Source organism: Microbacterium sp. (assembly GCF_041641055.1).
Lineage (GTDB): Bacteria > Actinomycetota > Actinomycetes > Actinomycetales > Microbacteriaceae > Microbacterium.
Genome location: NZ_JBEPZB010000018.1, coordinates 57,488 through 70,564 on the forward strand (window position 1 = coordinate 57,488; position 13,077 = coordinate 70,564).

Annotated in this window: 12 protein-coding genes and 2 tRNA genes; 8 read left to right on the top strand and 6 right to left on the bottom strand. The window is 69.6% G+C overall.

All coding sequences use genetic code 11. The features are described from left to right. Positions 1-61: 61 nt before the first annotated feature. Genes ACESK8_RS12265 through ACESK8_RS12275 form a run of 3 tightly spaced genes read left to right on the top strand, consistent with a single transcriptional unit; the run spans position 62 to position 3,178 of the window. A complete protein-coding gene (locus tag ACESK8_RS12265; protein WP_372968855.1) occupies positions 62-610 on the top strand; it encodes an ArsR/SmtB family transcription factor in 549 nt (182 codons plus the stop codon). Then, positions 607-1,845, top strand: a complete 1,239-nt coding sequence (locus ACESK8_RS12270) for an MFS transporter (protein ID WP_372968856.1) — start codon at positions 607-609, stop codon at positions 1,843-1,845. Before ACESK8_RS12265 ends, ACESK8_RS12270 begins: the two co-directional genes overlap by 4 nt. A 10-nt stretch (positions 1,846-1,855) precedes the next feature. Beyond that, positions 1,856-3,178, top strand: coding sequence for an acyltransferase (locus tag ACESK8_RS12275; RefSeq protein ID WP_372968857.1), 1,323 nt, complete (start codon positions 1,856-1,858; stop codon positions 3,176-3,178). A gap of 69 nt (positions 3,179-3,247) precedes the next feature. Here ACESK8_RS12275 and ACESK8_RS12280 read toward each other — a convergent pair. Continuing rightward, positions 3,248-3,320, bottom strand: a tRNA-Glu gene (locus ACESK8_RS12280). 152 nt (positions 3,321-3,472) lie between these two features. On the opposite strand from ACESK8_RS12280, the gene ACESK8_RS12285 reads away from it, so the two are divergent. Continuing rightward, positions 3,473-4,111 (top strand): MBL fold metallo-hydrolase, encoded by a 639-nt coding sequence (locus tag ACESK8_RS12285; protein WP_372968858.1) that lies wholly within the window; start codon positions 3,473-3,475, stop codon positions 4,109-4,111. A gap of 2 nt (positions 4,112-4,113) precedes the next feature. Next, the gene (locus tag ACESK8_RS12290; RefSeq protein ID WP_372968859.1) at positions 4,114-4,992 is read left to right on the top strand and encodes an aminoglycoside phosphotransferase family protein; all 879 of its coding nucleotides are present in this window, start codon (positions 4,114-4,116) and stop codon (positions 4,990-4,992) included. On the opposite strand, the gene pepN is transcribed toward ACESK8_RS12290, so the two are convergent. Beyond that, complete coding sequence (pepN, locus tag ACESK8_RS12295) at positions 4,989-7,472, bottom strand: aminopeptidase N (RefSeq protein ID WP_372968860.1); 2,484 nt, start codon at positions 7,470-7,472, stop codon at positions 4,989-4,991. The two genes, ACESK8_RS12290 and pepN, sit on opposite strands and share 4 nt — an antisense overlap. 95 nt (positions 7,473-7,567) lie before the next feature. Here pepN and ACESK8_RS12300 point away from each other — a divergent pair, with 95 nt between their 5' ends. Next, positions 7,568-8,014, top strand: a complete 447-nt coding sequence (locus ACESK8_RS12300) for a MarR family winged helix-turn-helix transcriptional regulator (RefSeq protein ID WP_372968861.1) — start codon at positions 7,568-7,570, stop codon at positions 8,012-8,014. A gap of 35 nt (positions 8,015-8,049) precedes the next feature. Then, a complete protein-coding gene (locus tag ACESK8_RS12305; RefSeq protein ID WP_372968862.1) occupies positions 8,050-8,907 on the top strand; it encodes a 3-hydroxyacyl-CoA dehydrogenase in 858 nt (285 codons plus the stop codon). 4 nt (positions 8,908-8,911) lie between these two features. Here ACESK8_RS12305 and ACESK8_RS12310 read toward each other — a convergent pair whose 3' ends face one another. Next, the gene (locus ACESK8_RS12310; protein WP_372968863.1) at positions 8,912-9,871 is read right to left on the bottom strand and encodes a DNA topoisomerase IB; all 960 of its coding nucleotides are present in this window, start codon (positions 9,869-9,871) and stop codon (positions 8,912-8,914) included. Between the two features lie 113 nt (positions 9,872-9,984). Then, positions 9,985-11,259 carry an MFS transporter gene (locus ACESK8_RS12315; RefSeq protein WP_372968864.1) on the bottom strand — a complete coding sequence of 425 codons (1,275 nt, stop codon included), beginning with the start codon at positions 11,257-11,259 and terminating at the stop codon, positions 9,985-9,987. A 383-nt stretch (positions 11,260-11,642) separates the two neighbouring features. On the opposite strand from ACESK8_RS12315, the gene ACESK8_RS12320 reads away from it, so the two are divergent. Next, a complete protein-coding gene (locus ACESK8_RS12320; RefSeq protein WP_372968865.1) occupies positions 11,643-12,344 on the top strand; it encodes a hypothetical protein in 702 nt (233 codons plus the stop codon). Between the two features lie 33 nt (positions 12,345-12,377). On the opposite strand, the gene ACESK8_RS12325 is transcribed toward ACESK8_RS12320, so the two are convergent. After that, positions 12,378-12,869 carry a GNAT family N-acetyltransferase gene (locus ACESK8_RS12325; RefSeq protein ID WP_372968866.1) on the bottom strand — a complete coding sequence of 164 codons (492 nt, stop codon included), beginning with the start codon at positions 12,867-12,869 and terminating at the stop codon, positions 12,378-12,380. A gap of 125 nt (positions 12,870-12,994) precedes the next feature. Then, positions 12,995-13,066, bottom strand: a tRNA-Gln gene (locus ACESK8_RS12330). Positions 13,067-13,077: the final 11 nt, after the last annotated feature.

Here is a 13,077-nt window from a genome sequence, read left to right on the forward strand (position 1 = left end):
GTGATTCCGGGGTATACAAGAAGTCTTGTGAGACTGGGGAGACGACTTTACGGTTGCTCCCATGGAAGACATCTCGGTGATCACGGCCATCAGTCACCCGCTGCGCCGGCGCATCTACGACCACCTCCTGCTGTACGGGACGACGCAGGTCACGACGCTCGCCCGCGCGCTGAAGAGCCAGGTGGGCAGCATCAGTCACCATCTGCGGATGCTGGAGCGCGCCGGCCTCGTTCAGCGCGAGTCGGATCCCGTCGGGGACCGGCGCACGAGCTGGTGGCGCATCGCCCGGCGAGGTCTCACCTGGTCCGTGGATGACTTCTCCGACTCGCCCTCCGAAGCGATGCTGGCCCGAGAGGCGCAGCGCCAGGGCATCCGGATGCAGATCGAGCGTCTCCAGCGGTGGCAGCGGCGCCATGACGACCCCGCCTTCGCCGCGTACGATGCCTCGAACACCGAGACGATGGCCTGGGCGACCCCCGACGAGCTGCGCGACCTGTCCGCACGAGTGCTCACCGCATTGGCGGACTGGCGGGACACCGTCGATCTGGACGACGGGCAGGAGCGCACTCCGGTCTTCTTCTTCGCCCATGCCTTCCCGACCGCGCCATGAGCGTCGCGCCGGAGCCTGTGCAGGTGCAGGAGCCACCGCCTTTTCGACGTGACCACCGTGTGCACGCCTGGATCGCGGTCAAGGCGGCATCGGACGCCGGCGACGCGCTGTGGACCATCGCGCTGGCGTGGACCGCGGTGCAGATCGCCTCCCCCGCGATCGCGGGGTTCGTGATCGCCGCCGGCACGGTGCCTCGCGCGGCGGTGCTGCTGTTCGGCGGCGTGATCGCCGACCGCTCGGACGCACGACGAGTGATGATGCTCTTCACGATCCTCCGCGTCGGCGTTCTCGGGGCGGTCTCGCTCTGGGTGCTGGCGGCACCTCCCACCCTCGCCGTGCTCCTGTTCGCCGCGATCGCCTTCGGTGTCTGCGACGCGTTCTACGAACCCTCCGCCGGCACGGTCGCCCGGCAGCTCGTCCGCACGAGCGACCTGCCCTCGTACGGCGCGCTGGCACAGACGGCTTCTCGCCTCGGCACCATGGCGGGAGCCGCACTCGGCGGCCTCCTCGTCGCGGTCACCGGGCTCGCCGGCAGCGCGGCGGCCAACGCCATGACCTTCACCGTCGTCTTCGCCTTCATCGCACTCTGGCTGCGGCCGCGGTTCCTGCTCCCTCGGGCGCACCGGGAGTCCGCCCTCCGCGGCATCGCACGCGGCTTCGGACATCTGCGAACCCACCGCACGACGCGCACCCTGGTCCTCGCCCTGTCCGGCCTCAACCTCGCCGTGGGCCCCGCCGTCGGCATCGGGTTGGTCCTGCGTGCTCAGGACGAGGGCTGGGGTGCCCCCGCCGTCGGACTCTTCGAGGCGCTCCTCGGCGCAGGCGCAGCGCTCGGCGCCGTGTCCGTGGCCCGATGGCGGCCCCGCCTCGAGGCGCGAGCGGGCTTCGGGGCCCTGGTCGTGCAGGGGGCGGGAATCGCCGCGCTCGGCTGGGGACCGGTGTGGACGGTGGCGGCTTCCGCGTTCGTCATCGGCGTCACCGCCGGCTACGCCTCGGTGCTTCTCAGTGCGACCTTCTCGGCGACGGTCGACGCGGCCTTCCTCGGCCGGATGGGGTCGATCACGCGTCTCGGGGACGACTGCCTGATGCCCCTCGCGATGGCGGGGTTCGGGATGCTCGCCTCGGCGACGGCCGTGTGGGTGCCCTTCGCCGTCTTCGGCGCCGCGATGATGGGGTTGATGATCCTGCCGCTGAGCACTCCGGAGTTCCGGCGTCTGAGCCTGGCTCGCCGCTAGAGTCGTCGGCATGAGCAGCGCCGCCACCGGTTCCCCGTCGCGCGTAGTCCCGGCCAGCCGCGACCTGACGCTCGATCTGGCCAGGGTCTCGTGCGTGATCCTCGTCGTCTTCGTGCACATCCTCTTCACGGGGGTCGGACGCGCCCCGGACGGCTCGCTCCTGATCGAGCGCACCGTGGAGGCGCAGTCGTGGTTCACCGCGGCATCCTGGATCGCCAACATCATGCCGCTCTTCTTCGTCGTCGGCGGGTACGCCGCCCGTGCCGGGTGGCGGTCGGCCGTCGCGAGGGGCGACTCCGCAGACGACTTCGTGCGGGTCCGGCTGGTGCGGCTCGCGCGTCCGGCTCTGCCCCTCTTCGCCTTCCTAGCCGTCGCGCTCGGCGTCACACGCCTGATCGGCATCGACCCCGCGCTCGTCGACACCGTGGCCATCGGAGTGGGTTCGCCGCTCTGGTTCCTCGCCGCGTACATGATCGTGCAGGCACTGGCGCCGGCGATGATGCGGTGGCACGAGCGGTTCGGCGGCTGGGTGCTGCCGGTACTGCTCGGCGGTGCGGTGGCGGTCGACTTCCTGCGGTTCACGGTCATCGGCGGGATGCTCGACATCCAGCCCGTCGCCGGCACCGGATACGGCCTCGGGCAGGAGCTCTTCGGCATCCCCAACATCGCCTTCGTCTGGCTGTTCGCTCAGCAGCTCGGGTTCTTCCTCTATGACGGCTGGTTCGCCGCACGGCGCTGGTGGCAGCTCGGCCTCCTGATCGCCGCCGGGTACGCCGCGCTGTGGGGCCTGGTGTCGCTCGGCGGGTACTCGTGGAACATGCTCGGGAACCAATGGCCGCCGACGACCGCGATGGTGCTTCTCGCGGTGGTGCAGGCCGCGGGCCTCACGCTGCTGCACGGGCCGCTCACCCGTCTGATGCGCGGCAGGATCGCGCAGGGCGCCGTCTTCCTGATCGGATCCCGTCTGATGACGGTCTACCTGTGGCATCTCCCGGTGATCATGATCCTCACCGGCATCCAGCTCGTCCTGCCGCTGCCGCTGCCCGCGCCAGGGAGTGCTGTGTGGTGGTGGACGCGGCCGGTGTTCCTCATCGTCGTGCTCGGCGTCGTCTGGTTGCTCTCGCTCTGGCTGGTCCGGTTCGAGAAGAGCCCGGCACCCGGCGAGCCACGCTTCCCTGCGGGCGCGGCGACGACATCCGCAGTCCTGCTCTTCGTCGCGCCGGTGATCGCCATCACGGCGTACGGACTGGACTTCCCGCTCGCGGCGCTCGCGCTCGCGTGCACCGCTGCCGCACTCTGGCTGACCGGGTCGGCACGTCCCGCGCGAGTGTGACGGGCGGGGTCCCACCTGCCTCGGAGACGACGAAGGCCCCCGGGAAACCGGGGGCCTTCGCCTGTTGTGTGACCCCAGCGGGATTCGAACCCGCGTTACCGCCGTGAGAGGGCAGCGTACTAGGCCGCTATACGATGGGGCCGTCTGGGGGAACGTTTCCGTCCCGCGACAACTGTTCAAGTATGCCATGACGATTCTCACGTCGGCAAATCGAGCCGAGGCGTGCGCGCTTCCCGGGCGTGGCGCGCCGCATCGAGGTTTGCCAGCGAGGCTTCGAGGGAGTTGACTCGTGCCATGCGAGTCACGAAATTCGAACATGCCGCACTGCGAATTCAACAGGGCGATGACGTGCTGCTGGTCGACCCGGGATCCTTCACCGCACCGCTCGACGATCTGTCCGGCCTCGTCGCCGTCGTGATCACTCACGAGCACCCCGATCATTGGACGCCGGAGCACCTGGATCGGATCCTGCGTGCCGCGCCCGGCACTCCCGTGTACGGACCGGCGGGGGTCGCACGCGCGGCGGACGGCTACGAGATCTCCGTCGTCGCTCCCGGTGACACCGTCACCGCCGGCCGATTCACCCTCCGTTTCTTCGGCGGCACCCATGAGGTCATCCACTCCTCGCTCCCGGTGATCGACAATGTGGGCCTCCTGGTGAACGACGAGTTCTACTACCCGGGCGACTCCTACGCGGTGCCCGAGGGCGTCGAGGTCGGCACGCTCGCCGCTCCGCTCGGAGCCCCCTGGCTCAAGATCGGCGAGGCCATGGACTACGTCCTCGCCGTGAAGCCCCGCCGCGCCTTCGGCACTCACGACATGACGCTCTCGGTCGCGGGCAAGACCATGCACCGACAGCGACTCCAGTGGGCGACCGAGCAGGGCGGTGGCGAGTTCGTCGTGCTGGAGCCCGGCGAGTCGCTCGACGTCTGAGCGTGGTCGACTCCCCCGCCGCCGAGCATCGGGTCACCGACATCCAAATCCGGCGGATGCTGCAGGAGGCCGCGCCGGAGTGGGCCGGACTCCCCCTCGCGCGCTTCGCGGAGGGCTGGGACAACGCGCTGTGGCGCCTCGGACCGGACCTGCTCGTCCGCCTGCCGCGCCGGGCGGTGGCTGCACCGCTCATCGTGAACGAGCAGCACGCCCTCCCCGAGGTGGGGCCGGCCCTGACGGCGATCGGCATCCGGACTCCGGTCCCGGTGCTCGCGGGGCACCCGACCGTCGACTTCCCCTGGCCGTGGTCTGTGGTGCCCTGGATCGAGGGCTCGACCGCGCTCGGGCTCCCCCGCTCCGAGAACTCGCTCTGGGCCCCTCAGCTCGCCGAAGCGCTGCGCCGCGTGCACGTCTACGCGCCGAGGGACGTCGCCGACAATCCCGTGCGAGGACGCGCGCTCGGCACGCGGGACGAGGCGATGCGAGACCGTCTGCAGACGCTCGCACGGCACTCGTCCCTCCGCCGGGCCTGGTCGGCGGGACTCACCGCTCCGCCGACCGACGAACGTGTCTGGATCCACGGCGACCTCCACCCCGGCAACCTGCTGGTCGAGGACGGACGCCTGGTGGCGCTCATCGACTTCGGCGATGTCACGGCCGGTGACCCGGCCTACGACCTGGCCTCATCCTGGATGCTGTTCGATGCCGCGGGCCGCGAGGCGTTCCGCGCGGCGACCGACGAGCGCTACGACGACGCGACCTGGGTGCGCGCTCGCGCCTGGGCCGCGTACATCGCCTCGGTACTGCTCACGCAGAGCGACGACCGACCCGACTATCGCGCGGTCGGGGTGAGCACCGCAGAGGCGATCGACGCGGGTTAGTCCTGCGACGCCTGCACGCGGAGGTCCCGAGCGAGGTGGTCGCGCTGCTCGACGACGATGCGGCGCAGTGCGGCCGGCACCGACTCGTTCTCGGCGATCCAGGCATCGACGAGGGTGAGGTCCGACGACGCGGGGAAGAGCCCCACGACCAGACGCTGAGCCAACTCGATGCTACGGGTCGCCCAGGCATCCCGGATGCGCGCGAAGTACTCCTCGTCGAAGCCGGCGATGAGGTCACGCCGACCTCCGGCCCTGAACCCGCCGATCTCGGCGTCCAGATGATCGTTGCTGAGAGAGGTGTCGTTCCAGGCACGGTCCCACGCCCCCGCCCGGACAGAAGCCTCAGGGCGCGAGGCGAGGGCGCGGCGTGCTGCAGTCCGTCCGCTCCCGGTGTCATCGCGCTCCTGCTCGGCGGCGACCTCGTCGGCTCCGGCATGCCCGGTGGTGACGAGCGCCGTGAGCAGCTGCCACCGCAGATCGGGATCGATCACCAGGCCCTCCGGCACCTGGCCGTCGAGCAGAGCCCGGACGTCGTCCGCACGCACGTCGTCGAACGCGGAGGCGGTGGCGAGAGCCCGCGCCCACGACAGCTGGGCGTCGCTGCCGGCATCCGAGGCCTGCAGCGCGGTCCAGGCGGTCTCCACCCAGGCGCGCTGCTCCTCCTGTCGTCGGGTCGTGCTCACGTAGTGGCGGATCGAGAACAGTGTGTTCGCGAGGATGCCGACCAGGAGTCCGATGTTCGTCTCACCCGGCGCATGGGCGCGGACGATGGAGGTGTAGCGCGTCGCCGAGAGCTCGCCGTCGCGGGTCGCGTTCCACAGCGACGACCACACGACCGCTCGCGCCAGCGGGTCCTCGATCGAGGACAGCGACTGCTCCACCGTCGTCAGCGACGCCTCATCGAGGCGCACCTTCGCATACGTGAGGTCGTCGTCGTTGAGGAGCACGAGATCGGCATCCGGGAGCTCGAGCGACGTGCGCTCGTCGACGATGTCGAGCGAGATCTGATCACGCCGGACGACGCGACCGTCGACGCGGTCGTAGAGTCCGATGCGCAGCCGGTGCGGCCGCGGGTCGCTCTGCACGAGGGCGCTGCGACCCTCCTCGTCCTTCTCGAGCCGGATCGTCGACAGTCCCGTCGTCTGGAGCCAAGCCTGCGACCACTCGGTCATGTCGCGGCCCGACACGGCGCTCAGCTCCACCAGGAAGTCGTCGAGGGTCGTGTTGCCGAACGCGTTCTGCGCGAAGTAGCGCCTCGCGCCCTCGAAGAACGCCTCGTCGCCGACGAAGGCGACGAGCTGCTTCAGCACCGCCGCGCCCTTCGCGTACGTGATGCCGTCGAAGTTGAGCTTGGCGGCCTCGAGGTCGGTGATGTCCGCGACGATCGGATGCGTCGTGGGGAGCTGGTCCTGCTGGTACGCCCAGGCCTTGCGGTTGGCGGCGAACTTCACCCATGCGTCGTGGAAGCGCGTCGCCACTGCGGACGCGTGCGAACCCATGTAGTCGGCGAACGACTCCTTGAGCCAGAGGTCGTCCCACCACTTCATGGTCACGAGGTCGCCGAACCACATGTGCGCCATCTCGTGCAGGATCGTGTTCGCGCGCGCGGCGCGCTGCGCGTCGGTGGCGGCGCCGCGCGACAGGTACGCCTCGGTGAAGGTCACGAGACCGGGGTTCTCCATCGCGCCGAGGTTGTACTCCGGGACGAAGATCTGGTCGTACTTGCCCCAGGGGTAGGGGTAGGCGAACGCGTCGGTGAAGAAGTCCAGTCCCTGGCGGGTGACCTCGAGGATCTCGTCCGACTCGAGGTGCTGTGCGAGAGACCGCCGGACGAGCACGCCGAGGGCGATGTGCTGGTCGTCGCGACTCCACTCCCCCGCGACCCGCTGGTACGGGCCCGCGGCGACCGCGGTGATGTAGCTCGAGATCGGGAGCGTGGGCGCGAACTCGACGCGCTGGACGCCCACTCCGGCGTCGACCTTCGATGCCTGCTGGTTCGAGAGCACCTCCCAGCCCGCAGGGGCGTCGATCACGAAGGTGTAGGCGGCCTTCATGTCGGGCTGCTCGAAGCACGCCATCACCCGGCGCGAGTCGGCCGGCTCGTACTGCGTGTAGAGGTAGGTGTGCTCGTCGACGGGGTCGTGGAAGCGGTGCAGACCCTCGCCGGACCGGCTGTACGAGCCGACGGCCTCGATGCGCACCACGTTCTCCTCGGCGAGTCCCTGAAGTGCGATGCGGGCACCGTCGTAGGCGACCTCCTGCTCGGCGCCGTTGACGATCACCCGGTCGACGCTCTCTCCGATGAAGTCGAGCCAGGTCGTGTCCTGAGTGGCCCCGAACTCCAGGGTCGTGACGGTCGGGAAGCCGCTGCGTGCCCGCTCGGGTGCACCCGTGAGGTCGAGTTCGACGCGGATGCTGCGGACGGAGACGGCGGCGGATCGCGCGGCGGTCTCCTCCCGGGAGAGGTTGGCTGTGTCCATGTCTCCATCCTTTCATCTGTCTCCTCCGTCGCCGAGGCGACCTGTCCGCCCTCCGCTTTGTTGCGTGGCGCAACATTCGGGCGTAGAGTTGCACTATGCAACACAGCGAACGGTCCGGCTCCCGAGGCGACGACGGTGCCCTCGTGCTGAGGTCTCTCCTCGCCATCACCCGTCGTGGCCTGGTCGACGCGCGATCCGGTGACACGCAGCTCTCCTTCACCGACCAGTCGATCGTCATGGCGATCGCCGAGGAGCCCGGCATCCGCTCCACCGACATCGCGAAGATGTTCCGCCTGAACCGCTCCACGGTGTCGCGGCAGCTGTCCTCGCTCATCGGTCTGGGGCTCGTTCAGGAGCTGCCTGGGGCGTCGGGCCGTGGCCGGCCGCTCACACTGACCACGGAGGGCGAGGCCGCGTTCCGCACCACGCTGCACACCCTGCAGCACGCGATCGACACGCACCTGTCGGAGTGGACGGATGCCGAGGTCGCGCGATTCGCGCGCGACCTGCACCGGTTCGATCGCGGCTCCGCAGAATCCTGACCACGGCCCACAAGGCCTCCAGAGGAAGAAGAGAAATGAAGAACATCACTGTTCTCGGCACCGGCGTGCTCGGTTCGCAGATCGCGTTCCAGACCGCCTTCCACGGATTCGACGTCGTCGCCTACGACATCGACCAGCCGGCGCTCGAGCGCGCGGCCGAGCGGTTCGAGCGTCTCGCCGCGCGGTATGTCGCCGACGGCGTCGCGAACGCGGCCGACGGCGGCGCGGAGGCGGCCATCGGGCGCATCCGCGTGTCGTCCGACCTCGCCGACGCCGCCCGCGACGCGCAGCTGATCATCGAGGCGGTGCCCGAGAGCCTCGAGCTCAAGCAGGGCATCTATCGCACGCTCGCAGGGGTTGCGCCCGCGACCACGATCTTCGCGACGAACTCGTCCACCCTGTTGCCGAGTGCCCTCGCCGAATCGACCGGGCGCCCCGATCGGTTCCTCGCTCTGCACTTCGCGAACGAGATCTGGTCGCACAACACCGCCGAGGTCATGGGGACTACCGCCACCGACCCCGCCGTGTACGAGACGGTGGTCGAGTTCGCCTCGCAGATCGGCATGGTGCCGATCCAGATCAAGAAGGAGAAGGCCGGCTACCTCCTCAACTCGCTGCTCGTGCCGTTCCTCGAAGCGGGTGCAGGGCTCCTCGTCGACGGGATCGCTGAGCCCGAGGCGATCGACGCCACCTGGCGGATCGGCACCGGCGCTCCTGCCGGCCCCTTCGAGATCTACGACATCGTCGGGCTGGAGACCGCGTACAACATCTCGCGCATGGGCGGCGAGCAGCAGCAGCGCTTCGCGGCGCTCCTCAAGGAGCAGTACATCGACAAGGGCAAGCTCGGCGTCGCCACGGGCGAGGGCTTCTACACGTACCCACGCGAGAGCTGATCCGTCATCCCTTGATGAGCTTGCGGATCGCCGTCTCCGGCGAGACCGAGAGATCCAGGAGACGCCCGCGGGCATACAGACGGAACACTCGGGGGTCGATGTAGCTCCCCCGCGCGACCGCGAGGGTGTTGCCGAGCGCCGACGCCGTGGCCTGCACGGCGAGGCGCTCGGCACGGCGTCGCTCGGTCTGCGTCTCGAGCCGACCGATCCGCGCGAGCGCGTCCGCTGCGAGGATCGTGCCGTGCAGCGTCCGGAAGTCCTTCGCCGTGAAGGATGCGCCGGCGACCTTGCGCAGGTAGTCGTTGACCTCGCTCGAGGTCAGACGCACGCGCCGCCTGCCCTTGCGGTACGCGAGCAGAGGGGCGCGCGGCGACCCGACGGCGAACTCGGACAGAGCCTCGGCGAGCGGAGCGTCGGTGATCTCGATGGATGCCAGCTGCTTGCTCTTCGCGGGAAAGCTCAGGGCGACCGTGCTGCCGTCGACCCGCACATCCCGGCGACGGAGGGTGCTGAGCCCCCTGCTGCCGTGCTTCACGAGGTAGCGCTCCGACCCGATGCGCAGCGCCGCGTCGTCGAGCAGGCGGAACGAGACCGCCAGGGCCCGCTCCCTCGTGAGGCCGGGCTCGCCGATCGCGCGGGTCACCTTGGCGCGCGCGGCAGGCAGGGCAGCTGCCAGATCGAGGGCGCGCGCGAACTTACGCTGGTCCCGGCCCGTGCGCCACAGCGGGTGGTACAGGTACTGCCGGCGTCCCGCATCGTCGGTGCCCACCGCCTGGATGTGCGCGAGCGGGTCGGCGGCGATCCACACGTCCTTCCACGCCGGAGGGATCGCCAGATCCCGGATGCGCTCACGATCCGCCTCCGAGACGGGACTGTTCCCTGCGTCGACGTAACGGAACCCCGATCCTGATCGCAGCCGCCGGATCCCCGGCGTCTCCCCCGGGACGACTCGTGTGAGCGCCATCCTCGTCCTCTCCCTGCCTCGCGTGGTGAATCGTCGACAACGATGCCGTCGGCGGTCGATCGCGTGAAGGGCATGGCTTTGCAGCCGTCCTCCTGCTAGGTGGCGACGCGGTCTCAGCGCGGGTCGGCGAGCGGCGCCGGCGCGTCCACCACACCGTTCGCCGCGGGGCTGAGCACCCGCTCGAGCACGATCGCGATCACCCCGACAGCCACGCTGCCCGCCACCATCGCGGCGACGAACCAGATCGTCAGCCCCTCGCCGAGCATCACCCCGGCCACGAGCGGACCGGTGATCGCTCCACCCTGGAACGCCGCCGAGTTGACCGCGTTGTAGCGCCCTCTGGTCCGATCGCTCGCGAGATCGTTGTAGATGGCCGGAACCGTGGGCTGCAGCATGGTCTCGCCGAATGCGAAGACGCCCATGTATGCGATGACCCCGATCGCCGCCGCGAGCGACGCAGGCAGGAGCCCCGTGAGACCGAGGATCACCCAGGACACCGCCCAGATGAGGGCCATCACCTGCATCACCCGTGTGCGTCTGCGACCGGCGATGAGTCTCAGGACCGTGAACTGCAGCAGCACGATGACGGCGGTGTTGACGGCGAACGCGATGCCGACGACCTGAGTGGAGACGCCGGACACCTGGCGCGCGAACGCGGGGAATCCCGCCTCCAGCTGCCCGTACCCGATGAACACCGAGAGGAACGTGAGGAGGGTGAGCCAGCGCACCGCCGGCTGACGGAGGATCGCGAGATACGACCCGCCCCCGTCGTCGGCGGTCGCGTCCGCGTCGGCCTGCGTGCGGACGTGGCGCAGGGGGCCGAGCAGCAGAGCCATCGGGATCAGGCTCGTGGCCGCGTCGATCAGGAAGATCGCGGTGAAGGTGCCAGGGTCGTGCACGTCGACGAAGAAACCGCCGATGATGCCTCCGACCCCGATGCCGAGGTTGACCAGGGCGAAGTTCACGCCGAAGTACTGCTGACGCACCTCGCCCTCGACGACGCTCGCGATGAGCGCGTTGAAGCCGGGCCACGACACCCCGAAGTTGACGCCGATGAGCATCACGGCCACCGCGGCCACCGCGGGATGCGTGGCGAACGCGAGCAGTGCGCATCCCGCGATCATCGACACCAGACCGACCAGCAGCACCCGCCGCGCGCCGTATCGATCGATCAGCGTTCCACCGGGGCCCGTGACGAGCAGCCCGGTGATCGCGATGAGGCTCATCAGCGCGCCGGAGAGGCCGAGATCGAAGCCCCGCACCTCGTGCAGGTAGATGATCGTGAACGGCAGCGTCATTCCGCGACCGAAGGTCTGCACGACGACCGTCGACAGCAGCCAGCGCCCCTCCCGAGGGAGCGCTCGCCAGAAGGTGCGGATGCCGGTCATCCGTCGATTCTCGCGCAGGCCGCCGACATCGGCGTGCATCCGCGCCTCGCGCGGCCTGTGCCGGATTGTCCGGTGGGGCGAAGGTCTGCCATTCTCTTGATCATGACGATGTCACTCGAGGAGTTCCGCGCGTCCCTGTCGAGTGCGGAGCGGCGCGGCGCGCTGGGACTGCCCCTGACCGATGTCGAGGCCCAGCAGGTCGCGGACGACGCCTCCTCCACCCAGAGCTGGTACTCCTATTGGCTCTCGACCCAGCCGGCCCAGCCGACTCCGCCGCCCCCCGCAGGTCCCGCCTACGACGCGCCGCCGCCCCCCGCGGGCCCCGCATACGACGCTCCCCCGCCCCCGCAGGTCCGGCCTACGACGCTCCGCCGCCCGCGTCCGTGGCGTCCCCGCAACCCGCTCCCACGCACCCGATCCCGGACGCGCAGGCCACGGCAGTGCTCCCGGAGGGCGTCGGCGCCCCGGCATCCGCGCCGATCGATCCGGCATTCGCTGCGACGGCGGCCTACCCCGGATACGAGGGGCAGCCGGGCGCGTTCGCCGTGTATCCCGACGCCGGCGCAGCAGCGGGTGGCGAGGCTCCCCGCAAGAAGCGTGTCGGTCTGTGGGTGACACTCTCGATCGTGGGCGCTCTGCTGCTCATCGCCGCGATCGTCGTCGTGTTCGCCTTCGCCACGGCGCGACACTGGACGAAGACCGATGTCCCGGAGCAGCCGGAGACCTTCCACAGCGAGGAGTACGAGACCGGTCGCTACGACGTCACCATGGACGAGGTGAACCCGTGCACGGTCAACCAGGACTGGACCGACTGCACGAACCTCATGGTCGCGACCTACACAGCGGCATGCGCCGACGTGGAGCTCACCGAGACGGCGAGCCTGCTCTGCGCCGACTACAGCGATGCGATCGCCGAGATGAAGGCGCAGGACGGCGACGGCTACTACGTGGCCACCCTCGGTACCTACGGCACTCTGCACCAGACACCGGAGATCGACACCAGGCAGGTCTCGAACGACGACTACAAGCCCGCCGTCACGCACGAGGCCGTCTGCTACCTCGAGTTCATCGGAGAGTGCGAGTAGGGAGCGCGTAGGCCCTCGCACGAGCGCGAGATGTCAGCGGCCTGCCCGGGGCTGCCCGCCCTCGCCGCTCAGCGAGCGGGTCATCATGATCTCCACGCGCCCGTCCCGCAGCGTCACGCTCGCTCCGTCGGGGACGAAACCGAGCCTCGTGTACGCCGCGACGCCCCGCGCATTGCTGTCGATCACACCGAGGTGGACAGCGTCTGCTCCGCGCGCGACGACGAACTCGGCGCACGCCTCGACGAGCGCGTCCACCACACCCTGACCGCGGTGCGCGGGTGACACCCAGACGCCGTTGATCGACCACCGGCCGTCGATCTCGTAGACGCCCCCGATGCCGACATCCGCGTCATCGATGCTCGCTATGAAGGCCCCGGGGTGCGACGCCCGGCCACGCCAGACATCCTCTCCGAACGCGCTCTCCCGCTCCCAGCTCGAGCCGAACATCTCGGGCGACTCCGCAAGGGATGCGAGGCGAAGCTCGCGGTAGCGATTCCAGAGCGACGGGCGGGCTCGCGTGATCATGACCTGCACCCTCGTAGCCTGCCAGACGCGACCCGACCCGAATGGATCCGAGGCTGGCAGGCGCCCGCTGATCACCCGGGTCCGGAAACGACGAAACCCCCGCCTGAGCGGGGGTTTTCGTCTTGCTGGGGTACCTGGACTCGAACCAAGAACAACGGAACCAGAAACCGCCGTGTTGCCAATTACACCATACCCCAAGGGCGAAACC

What these genes read in the sequence shown, in the direction of transcription:
- ACESK8_RS12305 (WP_372968862.1), top strand. Translation starts at nt 8,050, where the DNA reads ATGAAGAACATCACTGTTCTCGGCACCGGCGTGCTCGGTTCGCAGATC.
- ACESK8_RS12285 (WP_372968858.1), top strand. Translation starts at nt 3,473, where the DNA reads ATGCGAGTCACGAAATTCGAACATGCCGCACTGCGAATTCAACAGGGC.
- ACESK8_RS12270 (WP_372968856.1), top strand. Translation starts at nt 607, where the DNA reads ATGAGCGTCGCGCCGGAGCCTGTGCAGGTGCAGGAGCCACCGCCTTTT.
- ACESK8_RS12325 (WP_372968866.1), bottom strand. Translation starts at nt 12,869, where the DNA reads ATGATCACGCGAGCCCGCCCGTCGCTCTGGAATCGCTACCGCGAGCTT.
- ACESK8_RS12310 (WP_372968863.1), bottom strand. Translation starts at nt 9,871, where the DNA reads ATGGCGCTCACACGAGTCGTCCCGGGGGAGACGCCGGGGATCCGGCGG.
- ACESK8_RS12275 (WP_372968857.1), top strand. Translation starts at nt 1,856, where the DNA reads ATGAGCAGCGCCGCCACCGGTTCCCCGTCGCGCGTAGTCCCGGCCAGC.
- ACESK8_RS12300 (WP_372968861.1), top strand. Translation starts at nt 7,568, where the DNA reads ATGCAACACAGCGAACGGTCCGGCTCCCGAGGCGACGACGGTGCCCTC.
- ACESK8_RS12265 (WP_372968855.1), top strand. Translation starts at nt 62, where the DNA reads ATGGAAGACATCTCGGTGATCACGGCCATCAGTCACCCGCTGCGCCGG.
- pepN (WP_372968860.1), bottom strand. Translation starts at nt 7,472, where the DNA reads ATGGACACAGCCAACCTCTCCCGGGAGGAGACCGCCGCGCGATCCGCC.
- ACESK8_RS12315 (WP_372968864.1), bottom strand. Translation starts at nt 11,259, where the DNA reads ATGACCGGCATCCGCACCTTCTGGCGAGCGCTCCCTCGGGAGGGGCGC.